The organism is Bradyrhizobium monzae (assembly GCF_021458635.1).
Lineage (GTDB): Bacteria > Pseudomonadota > Alphaproteobacteria > Rhizobiales > Xanthobacteraceae > Bradyrhizobium.
On record NZ_JAIRDQ010000004.1, the window covers coordinates 263,118 to 287,164 of the forward strand.

Here is a 24,047-nt window from a genome sequence, read left to right on the forward strand (position 1 = left end):
GAACCCCGAACTCCGCTGTCGTCCCTGCGTTCGCAGGACGACGGGTGGACCTCCACGCGCACTAGCTGCCATGCGCCTGCGCTGATGGACAAATAACCGCTGTCCCCGATAGTTTGCGCGCTTCCAGGGACTGAAACGGAACTGCAATGGTCGACGTTCTCGCTGCACCGCAACAAGGCAAGGCGGACAGCGCGTTGCGCACGCTCACCGGGATTTCGATCGCGCACTGGGTCAGCCATTTTCATCTGCTGGTCCTGCCGATGCTGTTCCCGTTCCTCAAAGGTCAGCTTGGCGTCGGCTATGTCGAGCTCGGCTTCGCGCTGACCGTCTCTGCCGTGGTCTCCGGCCTGACGCAGGCACCGACAGGTTATCTCGTCGACCATTTTGGCGCGCGCAAGATCCTGCTGGGCGGGCTGACGCTCGGCGGGCTTGCGTTGATCATGCTCGGCCTGCACCTGAGCTACGCCTCGCTGATCGCCTGCGCCGTGCTGCTTGGCCTCGCCAACAGCGTCTATCATCCCGCGGATTACGCCATCCTGGCCGAGCACATGGACGAGGCGCGGATGGGCCGCGCCTTCTCGATCCACACCTTTGCCGGCTATTTTGGCGGCGCCGTCGCGCCGGCAATCGTCGCGGCACTGATCACCGTGTCCGGCGGCGTCGGCGCGCTGATCGCATCGGGCGCAATCGGCGTGCTGGTGGCGCTGCTGCTGGTCGCCATGAACATTCCCGATGCCGGTGCGCACAAGACCAAGCCAGGCAACGCGACCATGCCGAAGCAGGCCGTCATCACGCCGGCGCTGATCACGCTGACCGCGCTGTTCATGCTGCTGAGCCTGTCGGTTGCCGGCATCAACAATTTCGGCGTGGTGGCGCTGATGAGCGGTTACGGCGCGACCTACTCTGCTGCGAATATCGCGCTGACGGCGTTCCTCGGCTGCAGCGCGGCGGGCGTGCTCGCCGGCGGCTTCCTCGCCGACCACACCGAACGCCACGGCTATGTCGCCGCCGCCTGCTTTGCCGCGAATGCCGCCATCGTGCTGCTGATCGCGCTGGTCACACTGCCCGGCTGGGCGCTCACCGCCGCGATGGCGATCGCGGGTTTCCTCTCCGGCGTGATCGCGCCGTCGCGCGACATGCTGGTGCGCAACGCCGCACCTCCCGGTGCGGCGGGCCGCGCCTTCGGCATCGTCTCGACCGGCTTCAATCTTGGCGGCATCGTCAGCCCGCTGCTGTTCGGCTGGATCATGGACCAGAGCGCGCCGCACTGGGTGTTCGGCGCCTCCGTGATCTTCATGGTCGCAACGGTCGTGCTGTCGCCGTTCACGGAACGGAAGCCAGCCAAGGCGTAGCTGCACGAAAGAAACAACAAAGCAAAACCGGAAGAAACACCATGAGCACCCCTGATCTCGTGATCCGCGGCGGCACCGTCGCGGACGGGCGTGGCGGCGAGCTGTTCGAGGCTGACGTCGCCATCACCGGCGGCAAGATCAGCGAGGTCGGCAAGGTCGCGGCCAACGGCCGTGAGGAGATCGATGCGCGTGGAAAGCTGGTGACGCCGGGCTTCGTCGACGTTCACACGCATTACGACGGCCAGGTCACCTGGAGCCAGGACATCACGCCGTCCTCGCAGAACGGCGTCACCACCGCGATCATGGGCAATTGTGGTGTCGGCTTTGCGCCATGCAAGCCGGCCGATCACGTCCGCCTGATCCAGCTGATGGAAGGCGTTGAGGACATTCCCGAGCCTGTGCTGAGCGCCGGCATTCCCTGGGCCTGGGAGAGCTTTCCGGATTACATGAACTGGCTGTCCAAGCGCGAGTTCGACATCGATGTCGGCGCGCAGCTGCCGCACGCGGCGCTGCGGGTCTATGTCATGGGCGAGCGCGGCGCGCGCCGCGATCCCTCGACGGCCGAAGACAATGCGGCCATGGCGAAGCTCGCGGGCGAGGCGGTGTGCTCCGGCGCGCTCGGCTTCTCGACCTCGCGCACGCTCAACCACCGCACCTCGACCGGCGATTTCACGCCGACGTTGAAAGCGGGCGAAGACGAGCTTACCGCGATTGCCGGGGCGATGCACAGCCAGGGTCGCAGCGTGCTGCAGTTCGTGCTCGATCTCTCCACTCTCCACGAAGATCTGCCGATGATGCTGCGAGTGGCAGACAACACAAAATGCCCGATCTCGTTCTCGATCACGCAGAACGACAAATCGCCAAACCGCTGGCGCCAGACGCTGGACGAGATCAATGCGGCGGCGAAGCGCGGCCTCTCCATCACCGCGCAGATCGCGGCTCGCCCGGTCGGCCTGCTGCTCGGCCTCGAGCTATCGCGCAACCCGTTCCAGACCCATCCGAGCTACAAGGCTATCGCGCATCTGCCGCTGAAAGAGCGACTGGCGCGGCTGCATCAGAGCGAGGTGCGCAAGGCGATTTTGAGCGAGACGGCAACGTCAACCGACGATCCACTGTTCTTCCGTCCCAACTACGACAAGATGTTTTTGCTCGGCGATCCACCTGACTATGAACAGCCGCCGGAGAACGCGCTGGGTCCGCAGGCACGCAAGCAGGGCCGGCAGCCGGAAGAGCTCGCCTATGAGGCGATGCTGTCGGACGAGGGGCGCGGCATGCTCTACGTGCCGTTCCTCAACTATGCCGACGGCAACCTGGATGCGACGCGCGAAATGCTGACCGATCCGCAGTCAGTGCCCGGCCTCTCCGACGGCGGCGCGCATTGCGGCATCATCTGCGACGCCAGCTTCCCAACCTATTTGCTGACCCACTGGACCCGCGACCGCAAGCGCGGCGAGAAGCTCTCAATTCCGTTCGTGGTCGCGGCGTAGTCGCGCAAGACGGCTCTGTCGGTCGGCCTCACCGATCGTGGCTTGATCGCGCCGGGCTACAAGGCCGACGTCAACGTCATCGACTACGACCGGCTGCATCTGCATCCGCCGAAGGTACATTACGATCTGCCGGTCGGCGGGCGGCGGCTGTTGCAGGATGTCGACGGCTATGAGGCCACCATCGTGTCCGGCGTGGTGACGCGGCGGCACGGCGAGGCCACGGGACGCCGGCCAGGGAAGTTGATCCGGGGTGCGCAGGGGTGAATTAAGCGATGGGTTGCTTACCCTCCCCTGGAGGGGGAGGGTAAGAGAGCTCACCCCTTACGTCGGCGAGACCACGCCCTTCAGCTCGGCCGGGCGCGCCGCCCTGCCGCGCGTCAGCCTGGCCTTTTCGGTGTTCGGCCAGAGCAGCAGCAGACCGATGACGCCGGAGCCGACCATCACCACCGCGTTGATGGTAAAGCCGGTCATGTAGCCGTTGAGCATGCTGCCGGCGCGCTGGATCACGGTGCCCATCACCATCGGCGCGATGATGCCCGAGAGCGTGTAGAGCGCCCCGTAGATCGCGATGACGGCGCCGCGCTGCGAGGCCGGCGTGAATTCGCCGAGCATCGGCGGGCAGACGACATAGATCGCACCGCAGAGACCCGAGCCGACGACAAGCAGCGCGATTTGAAGACCCGCGCCCTGAACATGCGGCATCATCGCCAGCACCAGGCCGCCGATGATCAGCGGCACCGAGCCGAGCACGCCGCGCGAGATGCGCGTGGTGTAGCCGCGCGCCATCATGACCTGCGAGATCCAGCCCGTCAGGATGACGATGGTGGCACCGAACACCCAGGGCAGGATCGAGATGTAGCCGGCCTGCTGCTGCGAGAAGCCGAGACCCGCGATGATGAACGCGGTGAACCATGTCAGCCCGAGCGACAGCGCCCAATAGGCGCCGAAGGTCGCGATCACGCAGCCGAGGAAGGTGCGCGAGGTCAGAAGCCGGATGTAGGGAATTTTCGGCTCATTGGCAGCGAGCGCCTTGGTGTCCTCGAGCGGACCTTCCTTGCCGAGCGCCAGCCAGGCACAGACCCAGATCAGGCCGACGACACCGAGCGCGCCGAAGGCGTAGTGCCAGGAGTGATTGACGATGACCCAGTTCAGCGCAGGCACGGCGAGGATGACGCCGAAGGCCGAGCCCTGCGACAGGATCGCGGTCGGCAACGTGCGCTTCTCGTCCGGAAACCATTTGTAGATCGCATGCGCGGCGACCGAGAATGCCGGGCCTTCGCCTGCGCCGAGCACGATGCGGCAAATCAGGAGCGTGGTGAAGGAGACGGTGCCAACCATCGGAAACTGCGCCAGCGCCCAGATCACCGCGAGCGTCAGCAGCACATAGCGCGTCGGCACCTTGTTGACGATGAACCCGACCACGATGGCCGAGACCGAGAACAGGATGAAGAACGAGGAGCCGAGCATGCCGAATTGCGCAGGCTCGAGCTTCAGATCGGTCATGATCGGCACGGCGGCGAGGCCGACGACGATCTTGTCCGCGAAGTTCACCACCATGAAGAGAAAGAGGAGAAAAGTGACGGTCCAGGCGCCCTTCTGCGTTTCCTTTGTGGTCCCTTGGGACACCCCTGCCGTCCTAGCCGCCGCGGACGGCGTTCCCTGAGCGCTCATCATTCTCCCCGCATGTCTTTTGTCGGCACTTTTTGATTTGGCCGTCTTGGCAGCTAACAACGGCTTGAACGGCAACGCAACCCCGGCATTTCCAGAGTAAGTGTGCTACGCAGCATTGAGTTAATTCCGTCCGGCGCATTGATCTTGCTGAGCATCCGAAACCTCTCAAAGACCTTCTCCTCGGCCGCCGAGCCGGTCCATGTGCTGCGCGGCGTCGATCTCGACCTGCAGGCCGGCGAGCGCGTCGCGCTGACCGGCGAATCCGGCAGCGGCAAGAGCACACTGCTGCACCTGATCGCCGGACTGGATGCCGCCGATGGCGGCACAATCCGGCTGGACAACACCGAGGTCACCAAGCTCTCCGATGCTGGCCGCGCCGGGCTGCGACGCGACCGGATCGGGCTGGTTTTTCAGCAGTACAACCTGATCCCGAGCCTGTCGGTCGCCGATAACCTCGCCTTCCAGGCGCGCATTGCCGGCCGCCATGATGCCGCCTGGACCAGGGAGCTGACCGAACGGCTCGGGCTCGGCAGCCTGCTCAAGCGTTATCCAGAGCAATTATCAGGCGGCCAGCAGCAGCGCGTCGCGATCGGACGGGCGTTGGCGACCAAACCATCCCTGCTGCTCGCGGACGAGCCGACCGGCAATCTCGACGAAGCCACCGCCGACGACGTGCTGGCGCTGGCGCGCGACCTCGTCGCGCGCACCGGCTGCGGTTTCCTGATGGTGACGCACAGCCTGCATCTGGCCGGCACGCTCGACCGTCACATCGTCCTCCATGCGGGGCGGATCGCATGATGCGCGCGCTGTGGGTGCTCGCAGTGCTGCTCAGCCATTGGCGCCGGCACAGGATGCAGTTCGCAACGCTGCTGATCGGGCTGATCGCGGCGACCGCGCTGTGGAGCGGCGTGCAAGCGATCAACCAGCAGGCCCGCGGCGCCTATGACCGCGCGGCGGCGACGTTCGGCGGTATCCGTACGGCAATGCTGGTCGCGCCCAATGCAGCGACCTTCCCGCAAGCGCTGTTCATAAAACTCCGCCGCGCGGGCTGGCCGGTGTCGCCGGTGCTGGAAGGCCGGGTTCAAATCAATGGACGCTCGATGCGGCTGCTCGGCATCGAGCCGGTGACGCTGCCGGCCGATGTCGGCAACGCACCGCGCCTCGGCGCGGCCGATCTCAGCAGCTTTGTTGCCGCACCCGGCCAGACGCTGGTCGCGGAGGAGACGCTGAACGATCTGCACGAGCAGGACGGCGCGACGCCCTCGATCAGCAGCGGCGCAAAGCTGCCGCCGCTGCACGTGCTGCCGCAGCTCGTGCCCGACGTGCTGGTGGTCGATATCGGCGTGGCCCAGCTTCTGCTGAACAAGCCGGAGCAGCTGTCGCGCCTCTTGATCGGCAAGGCAAAGAGCAAGCCCGCGCCGTTGCAAAGCGTGGTCGGCGAGCAGTTGCAGCGGATCGAGCCGAATGCGGAGACGGAGCTGGAGCGACTGACCGACAGCTTCCATCTCAACCTCACCGCCTTCGGCCTGCTGTCGTTCTTCGTCGGGCTGTTCATCGTCAATTCGGCCGTCGGCCTCGCCTTCGAGCAGCGGCTGCCGATGCTGCGCACCTTGCGCGCCTGCGGTGCCTCGGCGCGGCTGGTCAACACCGTGCTGGTGATCGAGCTGGTGGCGCTGGCGCTGGTCGCCGGCCTGATCGGGCTCGTCTGCGGTTACGTGATCGCGGCGGCGCTGCTGCCCGATGTGGCGGCGTCACTGCGCGGGCTTTATGGCGCGCAAATTCCAGGGCAGCTCACGCTGAGGCCCGAATGGTGGCTCGCCGGCATCGGCATCAGTGTTGCGGGTGCGATCGTGGCGGCCGCGACCAGCCTGATCAAGGCCATCAGGATGCCGGTGCTGGCGACCGCGCAGCCGCACGCGTGGCAGCAGCGACAACGTCGCTGGCTGATCCTGCAGAGTCTGGCCGCCTGCGCCGTATTCGCGGTCGCACTGCTGCTGCTCTATTACGGGCAATCGTTGATCGCGGGGTTTGGCCTGCTGGCGGCGCTGATGCTCGGCGCGGCGCTGATCCTGCCGGCGTTCCTCGAGATTCTCCTGCTCGCCGGCCAACGTTTCGCGCGCGGGCCGTTGGCACTGTGGTTCTGGGCCGACAGCCGGCAGCAGCTTTCGGGATTGTCGCTGGCGCTGATGGCGCTGCTGCTCGCATTGGCCGTCAATGTCGGTGTGTCCACCATGGTGGAAACGTTCAGCCGCACCTTTGTCGGCTGGCTCGATGGACGGCTCGCGGCCGATGTTTACATCAGCGCCGCCGACAATGCGCAGGGCGCCGCGATCCGCAACTGGCTGAAGGACCGCAGCGAGGTCCAGGCGATCCTGTCGGGCGGCCGCGCAGAGACGCAGCTCCAGGGCCAGCCGGTGGAATTGTTCGGCCTGCCCGATCACGCGCTCTATCGCGAGCGCTGGCCGCTGCTGGAGTCCGCGCCGCGCGCCTGGACGCAGCTGGTGCCGGGCAATGCCGCCTTCATCAGCGAGCAGCTCAGCCGTCGCCTCAACGTCCGCGTCGGCGACGTCATCGAAGTGCCGGCGCCGGGCGGGACCTGGGAGCTCGACATCGTCGGCATCTATGCCGATTACGGCAATCCCAAGGGGCAGCTCGCGGTGAACGTCGCGGCGCTGATCCGGCAGTTTCCGCAAACGCCGCAGACGCGGATCGGGCTGATCGTCCCACGCGACAGGATACCCGGCCTGATCTCAGCTTTGCAGAAGCAGTTCGCACTCGACGACCGCGCCGTGGCCGACCAGGCGACCGTGAAGGCGGAATCGATCCGCATCTTCAACCGCACCTTTGCGGTGACGTCGGCACTGAATGCCTTCACGCTCGGCGTCGCCGGCATCGCGCTGTTGACCAGCCTTCTGACGCTGGCGAATTCGCGCCTGCCGCAGCTTGCGCCGCTCTGGGCGATCGGCATCACGCGGCCGCGCCTGGCCGCGATCGAGCTGACCAAGACGCTGTCGGTGGCGCTGTTCACGTCGCTGCTGGCCGTGCCGCTCGGGCTGCTGGTGGCGTGGTGCCTGATCGCGATCGTCAACGTCAAGGCGTTCGGCTGGCGGTTGCCGTTCCATGTCTTCCCGCTGCAACTGGTCGAGCTGGTCGCCGTCGCGCTGATCGCTTCGCTATTGGCGGCGCTGCTGCCGATGATCCGGCTGGCGCGGATGCAGCCCGCGAGCCTCGTCAAGGTGTTTGCCAATGAGCGCTGACAAACTCTCGCGGCGCGCGTTTGCCGGCGGCATCGCCGCACTCGTGGCTGCGCGCAGCGCCAGCGCGCAGGGCTATGCCGGGCTCGGCGAGACCGCCGACGGCTTTGCGAAGGTGGCGCCGGGAAAGGCATTCATCTTCCCTGGAGATCACGGACCGCATCCGGCGTTTCGCATCGAGTGGTGGTATTTGACGGCGAACCTCGTCGACAGCAGTGGCGCTGCCTGTGGGCTGCAATGGACGCTGTTTCGGCAGGCCGCAAAGCCCGGGCCGCAAGCCGAGGGCTGGGCCAATCAGCAGATCTGGATGGCGCATGCCGCGGTGACGCGCGCCGACACCCACCGCTTCGACGAGCTGTTTTCGCGCGGCGGTATCGGGCAGGCGAACGTCGAAGCAAAACCGTTCGCGGCGTGGATCGACGATTGGGAGATGAAGGGTTCTGGGCGCACCGACGATCGCACTCTGGCGCCGGTCACGTTGAAGGCATCGGGCACCGATTTCAGCTACGCGCTCACGCTTGATTCGGACCGGCCGGTCGTCCTGCAGGGCGACGCCGGCTACAGCCGCAAGTCCGAACGCGGACAGGCATCCTACTATTACAGCCAGCCGTTCTACCGTGCGCGCGGCACGCTCACCATCGACGACAAGCCGGTCGAGGTCTCCGGCCAGGCCTGGATGGATCGGGAATGGAGCAGCCAGCCGCTCGACGCCGACCAGACCGGTTGGGACTGGCTGTCGCTGCATCTCGCCTCCGGCGACAAGCTGATGCTGTATCGGCTGCGCCAGAAAGACGGCAAGGATTATCCGTTCGGCAACTGGATCAGTGCCGCGGGCGAGACGCAGATGATTGCGGGCCGCGATATCCAGATGAGTCCGAAGGCGACGGCCGAGGTCGCCGGCCGCAAGCTGCCGGTGGAATGGCAGATCGCGATCCCGTCACGCTCATTCTCGATTTCCTGCAAGCCGCTCAATCCGAAGGCGTGGATGGGGACCGGCTTCTCCTATTGGGAGGGGCCGATCAGCTTTGCCGGCACGCACGACGGCGTTGGCTATCTCGAGCTGACCGGCTATTGAGCTGCATCTGACTGCCGGAGGCTTCGATGTACCACCTGACTGCGCTCGTCACACTGCTCGCCATCCTGTTTTTCTTCTTCACCTGCATGAATGTCTCGCGGTCGCGGACCAAAACCGGCGTCAAGGTGCCGGCGATGTCGGGCCATCCGGATTTCGAGCGCGCCTTCCGCATCCAGATGAATACACTGGAATGGATGCCGATCTTCCTGCCGTCGCTCTGGCTGTTTGCGATCTATATCAGCGACGCCATCGCGGCCGGCATCGGCGCGGTCTGGATCATTGGCCGCATCGTCTATTTCATCGGTTATTCGCAAGCCGCCGCCAAGCGCGGCCCGGGGTTTGCGATCCAGGGCGTGGCGGGGATTGCGCTGTGGGCGGGAGCGTTGGGGGCGGTGGTGTTGAGGTTGGTGTAGTGAAAGCGCGACATCACAGGCGCTCGTGACCCGGGCGCGGTGCAGCGTGCAACGCTGCGCCGCTGAACCGGGACCCAATCTGGCTGCAAGACTTGGAGAGGCATGGGTCCCGGCTCTGCGCAGCAACGCTGCGCCTTGCAGCACGTCCGGGACACAAGACCGTCACTTCGTCAGCGGGCAGCCGCTTTCCTTGGCGGTGAAGAACGCCTTGTCGCCGGGGACGGTCGCGAGTTCCTTGTAGTAATCCCACGGCTTCTTCGATTCCGAGGGCTTCTTGACCTCGAACAGATACATGTCGTGGACCATGCGGCCGTTCTCGAGCACCTTGCCCTTGGCGAAGGCGTCGTCGACCGGCAGCTCCTTCAGCTTCTTGGCGACAGCCTCGGTGTCCTTGGTGCCGGCGGCCTTCACCGCCTTCAGATAGCTCAACGTCGCCGAATAGGTGCCTGCGTGAATCATGCTTGGCATCCGGCCGGTGCGCTTGAAGAAGCGCTCGGAGAAGGCGCGCGTCGTATCGTCATGGTCCCAATAGAAGCCCTCGGTCAGCACCAGGCCTTGCGCAGCCTGCAAGCCAAGACCATGCACCTCGGCCAGCGTCATCAGCAGGCCAGCAAGCTTCTGACCGCCCTGGACGATACCGAATTCGGCCGCCTGCTTGATCGAGTTGGTGGTATCCTGGCCGGCATTGGCGAGGCCGACGATCTTGGCCTTCGAGCTCTGCGCCTGCAGCAGGAAGGAGGAGAAGTCCGAGGAATTGAGGGGGACGCGGACCGAGCCCAGCACCTTGCCGCCATTGGCGGTGACGATCTCGCTGGTGTCCTTTTCCAGTGCGTAGCCGAAGGCGTAGTCCGCGGTGAGGAAGAACCAGCTGTCGCCGCCGGCCTTGGTCAGCGCGCCGCCGGTGCCGACCGCGAGCGCGTGGGTGTCGAACGCCCAGTGGAACCCATAGGGCGAGCACGCAGACCCGGTGATGCTCGACGTAGCCGCACCGACCACGATGTCGATCTTCTTCTTTTCCTTCGACAGATCCTGCACGGCGAGCGCCACCGACGATGTCGTCAGCTCCGTGATCATGTCGACATTGTCGGCATCATACCAGCGCCGCGCGATGGACGTCGCAAGATCAGGCTTGTTCTGGTGATCGGCGGTGATCATCTCGACCTTCTGGCCGAGCACCTCGCCGCCAAAATCCTCGATCGCCATCTTGGCGGCTTCGACCGAATATTTTCCGCCGTAATCGGCATAGACGCCGGACTGATCGTTCAGGACGCCGATCTTGACGCCTTGCGCAGAGACCGGCGCGGCCAACAACAGAGCCGACGTTGCGACAGCGGCCAAAAGTGTTGATTTCATCTGTTAACTCCCAGCAGTGTTCTGTTTTGAAATCGCGCGGATACTAGTGAAGAACGGCGCGCGTGCCCATTGGTTTTGCTTAGACCGTTAGTATGGAGGTGAGTGCGGCATTCTCCGCTGTCGTCCCGGACAAGCGAAGCGCAGATCCGGGATCCATAACCACAGGATTAGGTTTGGCGAAGACCCGTGGTTACCGGCCCTACCCCACACTGCTCCCTGGGGTTATGGGTCCCCGCGTTCCGCGGGGACGACAGCGGAGATTAGGGAAGCGCCGAGGCCCAACAACTAGGCCACCGCCTCCGGCGGCTTCCCCTCGTTCCGCCCTTCCGCCAGGTTGCGCACCACCACATAGAAGATCGGTGTGAACAGCAGCCCGAACAGCGTCACGCCGATCATGCCGAAGAACACGGCAACGCCGACGGCCTGACGCATCTCCGAGCCGGAACCGGACGAGATCACCAGCGGCAGCACGCCGAGGATGAAGGCGAAGGACGTCATCAGGATCGGCCGCAGTCGCAACCGGCAGGCGTCGATCACGGCCTCCAGCCGTGGCTTGCCCTCTTTCTCGATGTCGCGTGCGAACTCGACGATCAGGATCGCGTTTTTCGCCGCCAGTCCCACCAGCACGACGAAGCCGATCTGGGTCAGGATGTTGACGTCCTGGCCCATGATGCGCACGCCGATGGTGGCCGCCAGCAAGCACATCGGCACGATCAGGATCACCGCAAACGGCAACGTCCAGCTGCCGTATTGCGCGGCGAGCACGAGATAGACGAACAGCACGCAGATCGGGAACACGTAGAGACCGGCATTGCCGCCGGTGACCTGCTGATAAGACAGGTCCGTCCACTCGAACGTAAACCCGCTCGGCAAGATGTCGTCAGCGAGCTTCTTGATGGTATTGAGCGCGGTGGTCGAGCTCGTACCCGGCGCCGGCTCACCCTGCAATTCGGACGCCGCGTAGAGATTGTAGCGCGCGACACGGTCCGGACCCGAGACATCCTTGAAGTCGACCACGCTGCCGAGCATCACCATGTCGCCGGAGGCATTTCGCGTGCGCAAGCGCGCGAGATCGGCGGGCTCTTTCCGGAACGGGAAATCAGCCTGTGCCGTGACGTGATAGGTGCGTCCGAATAGGTTGAAGTCGTTGACATAGGTCGATCCGAAATAGGTCTGGATCGTGTCGTTGATGTTGGCGATGGGCACGCCGAGCTTCTGCGCCTTGGTGCGGTCGATGTCGACGAACAGCTGCGGCGTGTTGGCCGAAAACGGCGAGAACACAGTGGGGCCGAGGAGCGAGGGCGATTTGCGCGCGGCGGCGACGAGTTCGTCGGTCGCCGAGGCCAGCAGCTCCGGTCCACGGCCCTGCCGATCCTGGATGCGGATGGTGAAGCCACCGCCAGTGCCGATGCCGGGCACGGCCGGCGGCGGAATGACGATGATGAACGCGCCCTGAATCGCGGCGAGCCGCTTGCGCAGCTCGCCCGTAATCGCATTCGCCGTCAGTCCTTTCTTCAGGCGTACCTCGGGTTCGTCGAACACCGGGAACAGCGCAGCTGCATTGCCCGCCTGCGTGCGCGTGGCGCCGGAGAAGCCGGCGAAGGCGGCAACGCGGATGATGCCCGGCGTATCCAGCGAGATCCGCTCGATCTCGCGCACGACCTCGGTGGTGCGTGCCAGCGACGCCGCACCCGGCAATTGCACGGATATGATGACGTAGCCGCGGTCCTGCGCCGGGATGAAGCCCTGCGACGTGGTGCCGATCAGCCAGCCGGCGCTGCCGATCAGCACGACGTAGATCAGGATCATCACCACCGAGTGCCGGATCACGAAATTGGCGACGCCGGCGTAGCCGTGCGCCAACCGGTCGAACACCCGATTGAAGGCGCCGGTGAACGCGTTCCATCCACGCGCGAGAATATTCCAGCGTGCCGGCGGTCGCTTCTCCTCGTGCGGGACGAGGATCTGTGAGGCCAGCGCCGGCGAGAGCGTCAACGAGCAGAAGCAGGAGATCGCGGTCGCGACCGCGATGGTCACGGCGAATTGCTGGAAGAACTGCCCGGATATGCCGCCGAGGAACGCCGTCGGCACGAACACTGCGCAGAGCACGAGCGCGATCGAGACCAGCGCGCCGCCAACCTCCTCCATGGTCTTCAGCGCCGCGTCGCGGCGGCTGAGGCCGTGCTCGAGATGCCGCTCGACATTCTCGACCACGACGATGGCGTCGTCGACCACGATGCCGACGGCGAGCACGAGCCCGAACAAAGTGAGATTGTTGATGGAAAAGCCGAGCGCCGCCATCACCGCGAAGGTACCGACCAGCGAGACGGGAATGGCGATGATCGGGATGATCGCCGGCCGCCAGCCCTGCAGGAACACCAGCACGACGACGACCACGAGCAGCATGGCCTCGTAGATCGTCTTGATCAGCTCATGAACGGACTGCGCGATGAACTCGGTCGGGTTGTAGCCGATATTGTAGTCGAGCCCCTTCGGGAAGCTCTCCTTCAGCTTCGTCATGGTGTCGGAGATGTTCTTTGCCGTCGCGAGCGCATTCGATCCCGGCCGCTGCGTCACCAGCATCGCGACCGCGGATTTACGCAGCAGGAAGCTGTTGGTCGAATAGGCCAATGCGCCGAGCTCGATGCGGGCGACGTCGCGCAAGCGCACCGTGCGGCCGTCCGAGCCGGCCTTGATCAGGATGTCCTCGAACTGCTTCTGGTCCTTCAACCGTCCCGTGAAAACGAGGTTCGGCTGAAAAGCGCGATCGGCGATCGGCGGCTCGGCGATCTGGCCACCCGCGATCTGCACGTTCTGGGCGCGGATCGCGGCCAGCACCTCGGTCGAGGTCAGGCCGAGATTGGCGATGCGATCAGGGTCGAGCCAGAGCCGCATCGAATAGTCGCGCGCGCCAAAGATCTGGATGTCGCCGACACCGTCGATACGCAGCAGCTGGTCGCGGACCTGGAGCAGCGCGTAGTTGGAGATATAGAGCTGGTCGAACGTGTCGTCGGGCGACAGCATGAACACGACCATCAAAATGTCGGGCGAATTCTTGCGGGTAACGACGCCGTTACGCTGCACCTCGTCCGGCAGCTGCGGCTGCGCGATCGCGACGCGGTTCTGGACCAGCACCTGCGCCTTGTCGAGATCGGTGCCGAGCTTGAAGGTGACGGTGATGGTGAGCTGACCGTTCGAGGTCGCCTGGCTGTAGAGATACAGCATGTCCTCGACGCCGTTGATCTGCTGCTCGATCGGCGCAGCGACGGTGTCGGAGACGGTTTGCGCCGAGGCGCCCGGATATTGCGTGGTGACGACGACGGTCGGCGGCACCACTTGCGGATATTCGGAGACCGGCAGCGTCGAATAAGCGAGCGCACCGACGATCAGGAGCACGATCGACAGCACCATCGCCAGGATGGGCTGGTTGATGGAGAGACGGCCCAGATTCATGACTTGTCACCAGCCTTGGCACCGGCCGGCGCTTTCGCGGGAGACGGGGCGACCTTGGCGCCGACGCGGGCGCGCTGGATGCCGTTGACGATGACGCGGTCCTCGGCGTTCAGTCCTTCGCGGATCACGCGCAGGCCTTCATCGAGCGGTCCGAGCACCACCGGACGCGCCTCCACCGTGTCGTCGGGCTTCACCACGAACACGATCTTGCGAGACTGGTCGGTCGCGACCGCGACGTCCGGGATCAGCAGCGCCTCGTAAGGCGCGCTGCCGATCAGGCGAACGCGACCGAACTGGCCGGGCAGGATCGACAGATCGGTGTTCTTGACCACGGCGCGGCTGCGCAGCGTGCCGGTGGAGACATCGAGGCGGTTGTCGAGGAAGTTGATGGCGCCCTCATGCGACGGCTTTGTCTCGCCAGCCAGCGTCACCTGCACCGGGTTGGCGGTGTCGCGCGAGCTCGGGCGCTTACCCTCGAACCAGAGCTTGCTGTATTTGATGAAGGTCGTCTCATCCATGTCGAAATAGACGTAGATCGGGTCGAGCGAGACGATCGAGGTCAGGAGCGTCGACGTGCCGGTGTCGCTGCCCTGCACGAGGTTGCCCGGGCTGACGAGATGGCGGCTGACGCGGCCGGTGAGCGGCGCGGTCACATGGGTGAACTCGATGTTGAGCCGGGCCGCCTTCAGCGCGCCCTCGGCCTGGGTCTCGGCGGCGTGCGCGGCCTGCAAGGCCTGCCGGCGCTGGTCGACGACCTGCTCGGACACCGCGCTGGTCTGAACCAGGTTCAGGCCGCGGTCGAGCTCGCGCTTGGCGAGCTCCACCTTGGCGCGGGCGTCGGAGAGCTGGCCGTCCGCCTGCTCGGCCACCGCCTCGAACGGGCGCGGGTCGATGACGTACAGCAGGTCGCCCTGATGCACGATCGCGCCGTCCTGGAACTCGACGGAGTTGACGAAGCCGCCGACGCGGGGGCGCACCTGCACCTCCTCGACCGCCTCGAAGCGGCCGGTGAACTCGTCCCAATCGGTGACGGTGCGCTTGACCGGCTGGGCGACGGTCACCGGCGGAGGCGGAGGTGCTGCCGCTTGCGATGTCGGTTGTCCGCAACCGCTGAGCGCGAACGCGGCAGCAAGAAGGCCGGCTATGGCGTAGGGCACGACATAGGGCTTGGACTGAACGAAATCGTGCGTTTTGGCAAATGGCTCGCTTCCGTCCGGTCCAGTCATCCCAGGTCCTCGCATAAAAGCCGCGGAAAATGCACGGTAAGCGCCTATCCGCGGGGGACACAACATGGGTCACCATGATGAAATCTTCAAGACGATAGCGTACGCAATGCTTCCAAGCGTGCCCTGACCAGGTGGCGGGTTGACAGGGAGTGAGGTGGATCTGCGCGCGGCGGTTGGCGCCAGCGAGGCTCGCGATGAACGCGCGGCATTCTCCACCCTCCCCTGGAGGGTAACAAAGAGCCAGCGTCTTCGCACATGACGGAGGCCGACCGCTCGGCTAGACTACCTCCTACAAAAACAAGATAAATTGTCCTGGGAGGACAGGCGTGCATCAGGGACGTGTCGTTTACGGCGCGATCGAGGAGGTCGTGTTCGGCCATCCGGCGACTGAGGCCATTGTCGCGCAGATGGACCGGCTCGGCGCCCGCCGCGCCTACTTGATGGTCTCGGGCACGCTGAACCGAGAGACCGACGAGATCGCAAAAATCGTCCAGGCGCTGGGCGCCTGCTGCGCCGGGCTGTTCGATGCGATGCCGGCGCACACGCCGCGCGAGGCGGTGATAGCTGCGACCAATGCGGCGCGCGAGGCCGGCGCCGATCTGATCGTCACCGTGGGCGGTGGCTCGATCACCGACGGCGCCAAGGCGGTGCAGTTGTGCCTTGCCAACGGTATCGACGATATCGACGGCATCGAGCGTATCCGCGTGCGCAAGGGCGTCGCGCCCGAAATGACCGCGCCGACGGTACGCCAGATCAGCGTGCCCACCACGATTGCCGGCGGCGAGTTCTCATCGATCGCGGGCGTCACCGACCGCAGCACGCATGTGAAGCAGATGCTGCGGCATCCACTCACCGTTCCGCGCGCGACCATCCTCGATCCCGCCATCACCGTGCATACGCCGGAATGGCTGTTCCTCTCGACCGGCGTCCGCGCCATCGATCATTGCGTCGAGGCGATCTGCTCGCGTGAGACCCACCCTTACGCCGACGCGCAATCGGTGAAGGGCCTCGCCATGCTCGCCGACGCGCTGCCGCGGGTGAAGGCCGACCCCAGCGATCTCGACGCCCGGATGGATGCGCAGATCGGCACCTGGCTGTCGATGGGTGCCCTCGCCGCCGGCGTACCGATGGGCGCGAGCCACGGCATCGGCTATGTGCTGGGTGCCGCCTTCGACGTGCCGCATGGCTACACCTCCTGCGTCATGCTGCCGGCGGTGATGCGCTGGAACGCGCGCGACAACGCCGAACAGCAGATGATCGTCGCCGCCGCCATGGGTTTTCCCGGACGCAACGCCGCCGACGTGCTCGATGCCTTCATCCGCTCGCTCGGCATGCCACGCAGCCTCGCGGAGGTCCGCGTCTCGCCGGAACATTTCGACGCCATCGCCGAACAGGCGATGCGCACGAACTGGATCCCGCGCAATCCGCGCAAGATCGAGAGCCCGGCGCAAGTGCGCGAAATCCTGCTTCTCGCCGCATAGTTCATAGCCGGAGGACTGATGTACCCAGGTCTGCATGCCCGTCTACGCCCGCTGCAACCCGCCTTCATCATGGCAGCGACGGGCGAGGCCGTCACCTATCGCGAATTCGATGCGCGCAGCAACCGGCTGGCGCATCTGTTTCGCAAGCATGGATTGAATCGGCTCGATCACTACTCGATCTTCATGGAGAACAATTCCCGCTATCTCGAAGCGTGCAGCGCGGGCGAGCGGTCGGGGCTGTATTACACCTGCATCAACTCCTTCCTGACGCCGGGCGAGCTCGCCTATCTTCTGGTCAACAGCCAGTCGAAGATCTTGATCACGTCGATGGCGAAACTCGACATCGCCCGTGAAGCAATCCAGGCCTGCCCCGACATCAAGCTCTGTATCGTCGCCGACGGCCCCGGCGAGAGCCACCGCATCGTAGGCCTCGCGGAGGTGACCGCAGATCAGCCGAAGACGCCGATCCCTGATGAATGGCTTGGCACCTCCATGCTCTATTCGTCGGGCACGACCGGACGTCCCAAGGGCATCATTCGGCCACTTCCGGAAGAACCGCCGAAGTACAATCTGCCGCTGTTCGATTTCCTTTCAAAACTTTGGCACTACCGCGAGGGCATGGTCTATTTGTCGCCGGCGCCGCTCTATCACTCGGCGCCGCAGGCCGCGGTCAATCTCACGATCCGGATCGGCGGCACCGTCGTCATCATGGAGACGTTCGACCCCGAGCGTTATCTCCAGCTGGTCGAGCAATGGGGCATCACCCACAGCCAGCTGGTGCCAACGATGTTCTCGCGGATGCTGAAGTTGCCGGAAGAGGTACGCAGCCGCTACGATTTGTCATCGCTCGAGATCGCGATCCATGCCGCCGCGCCCTGCCCTGCGCTGGTGAAAGACGACATCATCAAATGGTGGGGGCCGATCATCCACGAGTATTACGGCGCGACCGAAGGCCTCGGCTTTACCGCGTGCAACAGCGCGGAATGGCTGGCGCATCGCGGCACCGTCGGCAAGGTGCTGCTCGGCGACCTCCACATCCTCGACGAGAACATGCAGCCTTGCCCGACGGGCACGCCCGGCCAGGTCTGGTTCAAGACGGGATCGCCGTTCGAATATTTCAACGATCCGGAGAAGACCAGGGAGGCGCGCTCGGCCGACGGCAGCATGAGCACGGTCGGCGATGTCGGCTATGTCGACGACGACCGCTTCCTTTATCTCACCGACCGCGCCACCTTCATGATCATCTCCGGCGGCGTGAACATCTATCCGCAGGAATGCGAGAATCTGCTGATCACCCATCCCAAGGTCGCGGATGCCGCAGTGTTCGGCGTGCCCAATGCCGATCTCGGCGAAGAGGTGAAGGCCGTGGTGCAGCCGATGCCGGGCGTGATGCCGGGTGACGCGCTCGCCGAGGAGTTGATCGCCTTCTGCGGGGCATCGCTGTCGCGGCAAAAGGTGCCGCGTTCGGTCGATTTCGAGAAGGAATTGCCGCGGCTGCCGACGGGGAAACTCTACAAGCGACTGCTGCGGGACCGGTATTGGGGCAACAAGACGTCACGGATTGTGTGACCCCTGGCGTCGTCCTGGCGAACGCCGGACGACGCCCGAGGAACTTCTCTCACATTGTGAGAGATCTGCTCCGCGGCCTTTCGTCATCCCAATTGTCGAGACAGCGCGCGCCCTTGCCGGTTGCCTCCCTCCACGCGCGTCGGCTATCGTCCGGTCAAACAGGCCACAAATGGCCCAAAAGACTAATGTCCAGGGAGGACCGAGGATGCGGAGCGTATGGGCGCTCGCCGCGACGGCGGCGCTATCTTTGCTGGCGTTTTCGACCACGACCTTCGCCGGTGAGCCCAAACAGGGCGGAATCCTGCGGATGTACCACCGCGACAGCCCCGGCAACGCCTCGATCCATGAGGGTGCGACCTACTCGCTCAATGTTCCCTTCATGCCGGTGTTCAACAACCTCGTCATTTACAAACAGGACGAGCCCCAGAACACGATGAACAACATCGTGCCGGAACTCGCGGAGAGCTGGGCCTGGGTCAACGACAACAAGACGCTGACCTTCAAGCTGCGCCAAGGCGTCAAATGGCACGACGGCAAGCCGTTCACCTCGGCGGATGTGAAATGCACCTTCGACATGCTGATGGGTAAGTCGCAGCAGAAGTTCCGTCAGAACCCGCGCAAATCCTGGTACGAGCAGGTCAATGACATCTCGACCAATGGTGACTTCGAGGTGTCCTTCAATATGAAGCGGCCGCAGCCGTCACTGCTGGCGCTGCTGGCGTCCGGCTACACGCCGGTCTATCCCTGCCACGTCTCGCCCGGCGACATGCGCACGCATCCGATCGGCACCGGCCCGTTCAAGTTCGTCGAGTTCAAGGCCAATGAATCGATCAAGCTGACACGAAATACGGATTATTGGCGCAAGGGCCGGCCCTATCTCGACGGCATCGAGTTCACCATCATCCCGAACCGCTCGACCGCGATCCTCGCCTTCGTCGCCGGCAAGTTTGACATGACCTTCCCGACCGAGGTGAGCATTCCGCTGCTGAAGGACGTGAAATCGCAGGCGCCGAACGCGATCTGCGAGGTCGAACCGAACAACGTCGCGACCAACATCATCGTCAATTCATCCGCGCCGCCATTCGACAATATCGACATCCGCAAGGCCATGGCGCTGGCGCTGGACCGCAAGGCGTTCATCTCGATCATGTTCGAGGGCCAGGGCGACGTCGGCGGCACCATGCTGCCGCCACCGAACGGACTGTGGGGCATGCCGAAGGAGATGCTGGAGACCATTCCCGGTTACGGTCCCGACATCAACGCCAATCGCGAGGAAGCCAAGAAGCTGATGCAGAAGGCGGGCTATGGGCCGGACAAGCACCTCGCCGTCAAGGTTTCGACCCGCAACATTCCGGTTTATCGCGATCCCGCGGTGATCCTGATCGACCAGCTCAAGAGCATCTATATCGACGGCGAGCTCGACGTGGTCGAGACCGCGAACTGGTTCCCGAAGATCGCGCGCAAGGATTACATGCTCGGGCTCAACCTGACCGGTAACGCCGTCGACGATCCCGACCAGTCCTTCTACGAGAACTATTCCTGCGGCTCCGAACGCAACTACACCAACTACTGCAACAAGGAGATCGAGAAGCTGTTCGACGTGCAGTCGCAGGAGACCGACATCGCCAAGCGCAAGAAGCTGGTGTGGGACATCGACAAGAAGTTGCAGGAGGACGTCGCCCGCCCGATCATCTTCCACGCGCGCACCGGCACCTGCTGGCAGCCCTATGTCAGGGGCGTGACTGTGATGACCAACAGCTCCTATAATGGGTACCGGTACGAAGATCTGTGGATGGACAAGTAGCGCAGCGAACAGGCGAGGCAGCTCGGCGGGAGGGCGCGAATGTTTGCGTATCTGGTACGGCGCCTGTTCCTGATGCTCGTGACCCTGTTCGGGATCTCGGTCGTCATCTTCTTCCTGTTGCGCATCGTGCCCGGCAACATCGTCGACATCCTGTTCGCGGCGGCCGGCTATGTCGATCCCGCCGACAAGGCCAATCTTGAGAAGGAGCTCGGCATCGACCAGCCGCTGGTCGTGCAGTATTGGCACTGGATCAGCGGTTTTCTGCGTGGCGACTTCGGCTACTCTTATGTGTCCGAGAAGCCGGCGCTTCAGGAGATATTGCCGCGGATCCCGATCACGGCGCGGCTCGCTGGCCTCGCGCTGCTGTTCTCGGCGTCGATCGGCATTCCGCTTGGCGTCATCAGCGCGGTCAAGCAGGGCACGCGGCTCGACTACGCGCTGCGCGTGGTGAGCTTGAGCGGGCTGTCGCTGCCCTCATTCTGGCTCGGCCTGCTGATCCTCACCGCGGCCGTGGCGATGTTCGGCCAGATCCCGATCTTCAATCCCAATCCGGCCACGTGGCTCGAGGCGTTCGCGACCTATGCCGTGCCGGCCGCCGCCGTCGGCTTCCGCAGCGCGGCGCTGACCATGCGCATCACGCGATCCTCGATGCTGGAAGTGCTGCGGCAGGATTATATCCGCACCGCCCGCGCCAAGGGCGCCTCGGATGCCGCCGTGAACTACAAGCACGCGCTGAAGAACGCGATTCTGCCCGTCATCACCGTGATCGGCATCGAGGCGGCGTTTCTGATCGGTGGCCTCATCGTCACCGAGACCGTGTTCAACATTCCCGGCGTCGCGCGCTTCCTGGTCGAGGCGATCCGCTGGCGGGACTATCCGATCGTGCAGAACCTCGTGATGCTGATTGCGGTGGTGGTGGTGAGCGCGAATTTCATCGTCGACATGCTCTACGCGGTGTTCGACCCGCGCATCCGATACACGGATTAGGAGATCAGCTTGGCCGCGATCGACTTCGACGTTGAACTGAGGCGGGCCGGGGCGCATGCGACCGGCGGCTGGCGGCGCGTGCTGTTTTTGGCGCAGCGGCATGTGCTCGGCGCTGCCGGGCTCGTCATCATGATCATGTTCGTGTTGACCGCGATCTTCGCCGACCTCATCGCCCGCTATGACCCGCTGAGCGTCGATTCCGCCCACGCGCTGATGCGGCCGAGCCTGGCGCACTGGATGGGCACGGATTCTTTCGGCCGTGACGTGTTCAGCCGCATCATCCACGGCGCGCGGATTTCGCTTGCGGTCGGCATCGGCTCGACCGCGCTCGGCGGCACGATCGGCGTCATCGTCGGCCTCACCTCCGGCTATCTCTCCGGCTGGGTCGATCTCGTGTTCCAGCGCGTCTCCGACATCCTGCAGGCGCTGCCACTGCTGGTCCTGGCCCTGATCATGACGGCGGCGCTCGGCCCGTCGTTGCCAAATGTCATCCTGGCGATTGCCATTCCGCTGATCCCGACCGTCTCACGCGTCACCCGTGCCAACACGCTGGCGCTACGCGAGCAGCCGTTCGTGGAAGCGGCGAAATCGATCGGCATGAGCGAGGTGCGCATCGCGCTGCGCCACGTGCTGCCCAACACGCTGGCGCCGCTGATCGTGCTCGCGACCGCCCAGCTCGGCTCGACCATTTTGACCGAAGCCTCGCTGTCCTTCCTCGGCCTCGGCATTCCCGAGCCTTACCCGTCCTGGGGCCGCATGCTCTCCGAGTCCGCCGCCGAATATGTCCGCACCGCGCCGTGGCTGGTGATCTTCCCGGGCATCGCGATCAGCCTCGCCGTGTTCGGCGCAAACCTGTTCGGCGACGCCTTGCGCGACATCCTCGATCCCCGGCAGCGCGGCTGATGGCTGACACCTCCGATCTCGTGCTCGACGTAAAGAACCTGAAGACGGTGTTCTTCACGAACTCCGGCCTGTTCAGGGCGGTCGACGACGTCTCCTTCACCGTGAGCCGGGGCGAGACGCTCGCAATCGTCGGCGAATCCGGTTGCGGAAAGAGCGTTACCGCGCTGTCGCTGATGCGGCTGGTGCCCGATCCGCCCGGCCGGATCGTCGGGGGTTCGGTCTCGCTCGAAGGCACCGATCTCCTGGCGCTGAGCGAGGCCGAGATGCGCAAGATCCGGGGCAACCGCATCTCCATGATCTTTCAGGAACCGATGACCTCGCTCAATCCGGTGATGCGGATCGGCGACCAGATCGTCGAAGCGGTGCGGCTGCACCGGAACCTGTCGACAAAGGAGGCGCACAACATCGCCGTCGAGATGCTGCGGCTGGTGCGCATCCCCGAGCCGGCGCGGCGCGCAAGCGAGTATCCGCACCAGCTCTCCGGCGGCATGCGCCAGCGGGCGATGATCGCGATGGCGCTGGCGTGCCGGCCGGCGCTGCTGATCGCGGACGAGCCGACCACCGCGCTCGACGTCACCATCCAGGCGCAGATCCTGGCGCTGATCCTCGATCTCCAGAAGGAGCTCGGCACTGGCCTCGTGCTGATCACGCACGATCTCGGCGTCGTCGCACAGACTGCGCAGCGCGTGATCGTGATGTATGCGGGCCGGAAGGTCGAGGAGGCCAGCGTCGAGGCATTGTTCGCCGCGCCGAAACATCCCTACACGCGTGGGCTGATGGCCTCGATCCCTGCGGTGCCCGCGTCCGGCGTCGCCGCACAGGAACGGCTGAACGAAATTCCCGGTACCGTGCCGTCGCTGGTGCGACTGCCGAAAGGCTGCGCTTTCGCGCCGCGCTGCAAGCTCGCGATCAAGCGCTGCGAGGCCGAATATCCGCCGCTGACCGATTGGGGCGGCGGCCATCTCGCGGCTTGCTGGCGCGCGGCTGAAGTGGCGGAGGGAGCATGACCGAGCGACTTCTCGAAGTCACCGACCTCAAGAAGCATTATCCGGTGCGCGCCGGCGTGCTGCGCCGGCAGGTCGGCACCGTGCACTCGGTCGACGGTGTCTCGTTTTCGCTTGGCGAGGGCGAGACGCTGGGCCTGGTCGGCGAATCCGGCTGCGGCAAGTCAACCGTGGCGCGCAGCGTGCTCCGGCTGGTCGAGCCGACCTCGGGACAGATCCGGCTCGACGGTGAGGACATCACGCATCTGTCCAAGACTGCGCTGCGCCGGCATCGCCGTTCGATGCAGATCGTGTTTCAGGACCCGTTCGCCTCACTCAATCCGCGCATGACCGCAGGTGATATCGTCGGCGAGCCGCTGGCCGTGCACGGGCTCGCGACCGGCAAGATGCTGGAGGCGCGCGTCGCAAAACTGTTCGAGCAGGTGGGCCTCCGGCCCGACCAGATGCGCAATTTTCCGCATCAATTTTCCGGTGGCCAACGCCAGCGCATCTGCATCGCGCGGGCACTCGCGCTGGAGCCGCGCCTGATCGTCTGCGACGAGCCGGTCTCCGCACTCGACGTCTCGATCCAGGCGCAGGTGATCAATCTGCTGATCGACCTGCAAAAGCAGCACGGCTTCTCCTATCTCTTCATCGCCCATGACCTCGCCGTGGTCGCGCATATCAGCCACCGCGTGGCCGTAATGTATCTCGGCCGCATCGTCGAGATCGCCGACAAGGACGAACTGTTCCGTAACCCGCGGCATCCCTACACGCAGGCCCTGCTCGCCTCGGTTCCGATCGCCAATCCGCTTGCGAAGAAGCTGGCGCCGCTGGTCGACGGCGACGTGCCGAGTCCGGTCAATCCGCCGCCCGGCTGCGCGTTTCACACGCGCTGCCGGTTTGCGATGGAGCGATGCAAGACGGAGCGGCCGGTGCTGATGGATGCAGGCGACGGGCATCAGGTGGCATGCTTGCTCAACGACGGGACGGGACGACCAGCGCAGGTGTCGTAGGGCAGACAAAGCGAGGCGGG

Annotated in this window: 16 protein-coding genes and 1 pseudogene; 13 read left to right on the forward strand and 4 right to left on the reverse strand. The window is 64.8% G+C overall.

Annotation, left to right across the window (positions count from 1 at the left end):
* Positions 1-146 precede the first annotated feature (146 nt).
* Positions 147-1,352: an MFS transporter gene (locus K3F49_RS17670; RefSeq protein WP_234682225.1), complete on the forward strand. Its 1,206-nt coding sequence runs from the start codon at positions 147-149 to the stop codon at positions 1,350-1,352.
* Positions 1,353-1,393: 41 nt separating this feature from the next.
* Positions 1,394-3,103: pseudogene (locus K3F49_RS17675) on the forward strand (N-acyl-D-amino-acid deacylase family protein).
* 57 nt (positions 3,104-3,160) lie between these two features.
* On the opposite strand, the gene K3F49_RS17680 reads toward K3F49_RS17675, so the two are convergent.
* Entirely contained in the window at positions 3,161-4,510 is a 1,350-nt protein-coding gene (locus K3F49_RS17680) for an MFS transporter (RefSeq protein ID WP_234682226.1), read from the reverse strand.
* 144 nt (positions 4,511-4,654) lie between these two features.
* Between K3F49_RS17680 and K3F49_RS17685 the strand changes: the two genes are divergently transcribed.
* From K3F49_RS17685 to K3F49_RS17700, 4 genes are read left to right on the forward strand one after another with little or no spacing between them, the layout of a single operon-like run.
* The gene (locus K3F49_RS17685; RefSeq protein WP_234682227.1) at positions 4,655-5,308 is read left to right on the forward strand and encodes an ABC transporter ATP-binding protein; all 654 of its coding nucleotides are present in this window, start codon (positions 4,655-4,657) and stop codon (positions 5,306-5,308) included.
* Positions 5,305-7,767, forward strand: a complete 2,463-nt coding sequence (locus K3F49_RS17690) for an FtsX-like permease family protein (RefSeq protein WP_234682228.1) — start codon at positions 5,305-5,307, stop codon at positions 7,765-7,767. The genes K3F49_RS17685 and K3F49_RS17690 overlap by 4 nt, the downstream gene beginning before the upstream one ends.
* The gene (locus tag K3F49_RS17695) at positions 7,757-8,839 is read left to right on the forward strand and encodes a lipocalin-like domain-containing protein (protein ID WP_234682229.1); all 1,083 of its coding nucleotides are present in this window, start codon (positions 7,757-7,759) and stop codon (positions 8,837-8,839) included. The genes K3F49_RS17690 and K3F49_RS17695 overlap by 11 nt, the downstream gene beginning before the upstream one ends.
* Positions 8,840-8,865: 26 nt before the next feature.
* On the forward strand, positions 8,866-9,252 hold the full coding sequence (locus K3F49_RS17700; protein ID WP_234682230.1) for an MAPEG family protein: 387 nt from the start codon (positions 8,866-8,868) through the stop codon (positions 9,250-9,252).
* 162 nt (positions 9,253-9,414) lie between these two features.
* Here the strand turns inward: K3F49_RS17700 and K3F49_RS17705 are convergent, their stop codons facing one another.
* The 3 genes from K3F49_RS17705 to K3F49_RS17715 all read right to left on the reverse strand — a co-directional run bounded on the left by K3F49_RS17705 (position 9,415) and on the right by K3F49_RS17715 (position 15,284).
* Positions 9,415-10,605, reverse strand: a complete 1,191-nt coding sequence (locus K3F49_RS17705; RefSeq protein WP_234682231.1) for an ABC transporter substrate-binding protein — start codon at positions 10,603-10,605, stop codon at positions 9,415-9,417.
* A 285-nt stretch (positions 10,606-10,890) separates the two neighbouring features.
* On the reverse strand, positions 10,891-14,058 hold the full coding sequence (locus K3F49_RS17710) for an efflux RND transporter permease subunit (protein WP_234682232.1): 3,168 nt from the start codon (positions 14,056-14,058) through the stop codon (positions 10,891-10,893).
* Complete coding sequence (locus tag K3F49_RS17715; protein ID WP_234682233.1) at positions 14,055-15,284, reverse strand: efflux RND transporter periplasmic adaptor subunit; 1,230 nt, start codon at positions 15,282-15,284, stop codon at positions 14,055-14,057. The genes K3F49_RS17710 and K3F49_RS17715 overlap by 4 nt, the downstream gene beginning before the upstream one ends.
* A gap of 326 nt (positions 15,285-15,610) precedes the next feature.
* On the opposite strand from K3F49_RS17715, the gene K3F49_RS17720 reads away from it, so the two are divergent.
* The 7 genes from K3F49_RS17720 to K3F49_RS17750 all read left to right on the forward strand — a co-directional run bounded on the left by K3F49_RS17720 (position 15,611) and on the right by K3F49_RS17750 (position 24,027).
* Complete coding sequence (locus K3F49_RS17720) at positions 15,611-16,765, forward strand: iron-containing alcohol dehydrogenase (RefSeq protein WP_234682234.1); 1,155 nt, start codon at positions 15,611-15,613, stop codon at positions 16,763-16,765.
* 18 nt (positions 16,766-16,783) lie between these two features.
* Positions 16,784-18,334, forward strand: a complete 1,551-nt coding sequence (locus tag K3F49_RS17725; protein WP_234682235.1) for an AMP-binding protein — start codon at positions 16,784-16,786, stop codon at positions 18,332-18,334.
* 205 nt (positions 18,335-18,539) lie between these two features.
* Positions 18,540-20,138, forward strand: coding sequence for an ABC transporter substrate-binding protein (locus tag K3F49_RS17730; RefSeq protein ID WP_234682236.1), 1,599 nt, complete (start codon positions 18,540-18,542; stop codon positions 20,136-20,138).
* Between the two features lie 39 nt (positions 20,139-20,177).
* Complete coding sequence (locus tag K3F49_RS17735) at positions 20,178-21,125, forward strand: ABC transporter permease (protein WP_234682237.1); 948 nt, start codon at positions 20,178-20,180, stop codon at positions 21,123-21,125.
* Positions 21,126-21,134: 9 nt separating this feature from the next.
* Positions 21,135-22,028, forward strand: coding sequence for an ABC transporter permease (locus K3F49_RS17740; protein ID WP_234682238.1), 894 nt, complete (start codon positions 21,135-21,137; stop codon positions 22,026-22,028).
* On the forward strand, positions 22,028-23,035 hold the full coding sequence (locus K3F49_RS17745) for an ABC transporter ATP-binding protein (RefSeq protein WP_234682239.1): 1,008 nt from the start codon (positions 22,028-22,030) through the stop codon (positions 23,033-23,035). Before K3F49_RS17740 ends, K3F49_RS17745 begins: the two co-directional genes overlap by 1 nt.
* Positions 23,032-24,027, forward strand: a complete 996-nt coding sequence (locus K3F49_RS17750; protein WP_234682240.1) for an ABC transporter ATP-binding protein — start codon at positions 23,032-23,034, stop codon at positions 24,025-24,027. The genes K3F49_RS17745 and K3F49_RS17750 overlap by 4 nt, the downstream gene beginning before the upstream one ends.
* Positions 24,028-24,047: the final 20 nt, after the last annotated feature.

Bases quoted from the DNA above. Each gene is read 5' to 3' on its own strand.
- K3F49_RS17670 (WP_234682225.1), top strand. From the start codon at position 147: ATGGTCGACGTTCTCGCTGCACCGCAACAAGGCAAGGCGGACAGCGCG.
- K3F49_RS17680 (WP_234682226.1), bottom strand. From the start codon at position 4,510: ATGAGCGCTCAGGGAACGCCGTCCGCGGCGGCTAGGACGGCAGGGGTG.
- K3F49_RS17690 (WP_234682228.1), top strand. From the start codon at position 5,305: ATGATGCGCGCGCTGTGGGTGCTCGCAGTGCTGCTCAGCCATTGGCGC.
- K3F49_RS17695 (WP_234682229.1), top strand. From the start codon at position 7,757: ATGAGCGCTGACAAACTCTCGCGGCGCGCGTTTGCCGGCGGCATCGCC.
- K3F49_RS17700 (WP_234682230.1), top strand. From the start codon at position 8,866: ATGTACCACCTGACTGCGCTCGTCACACTGCTCGCCATCCTGTTTTTC.
- K3F49_RS17705 (WP_234682231.1), bottom strand. From the start codon at position 10,605: ATGAAATCAACACTTTTGGCCGCTGTCGCAACGTCGGCTCTGTTGTTG.
- K3F49_RS17710 (WP_234682232.1), bottom strand. From the start codon at position 14,058: ATGAATCTGGGCCGTCTCTCCATCAACCAGCCCATCCTGGCGATGGTG.
- K3F49_RS17715 (WP_234682233.1), bottom strand. From the start codon at position 15,284: ATGACTGGACCGGACGGAAGCGAGCCATTTGCCAAAACGCACGATTTC.
- K3F49_RS17725 (WP_234682235.1), top strand. From the start codon at position 16,784: ATGTACCCAGGTCTGCATGCCCGTCTACGCCCGCTGCAACCCGCCTTC.
- K3F49_RS17730 (WP_234682236.1), top strand. From the start codon at position 18,540: ATGCGGAGCGTATGGGCGCTCGCCGCGACGGCGGCGCTATCTTTGCTG.
- K3F49_RS17735 (WP_234682237.1), top strand. From the start codon at position 20,178: ATGTTTGCGTATCTGGTACGGCGCCTGTTCCTGATGCTCGTGACCCTG.
- K3F49_RS17745 (WP_234682239.1), top strand. From the start codon at position 22,028: ATGGCTGACACCTCCGATCTCGTGCTCGACGTAAAGAACCTGAAGACG.
- K3F49_RS17750 (WP_234682240.1), top strand. From the start codon at position 23,032: ATGACCGAGCGACTTCTCGAAGTCACCGACCTCAAGAAGCATTATCCG.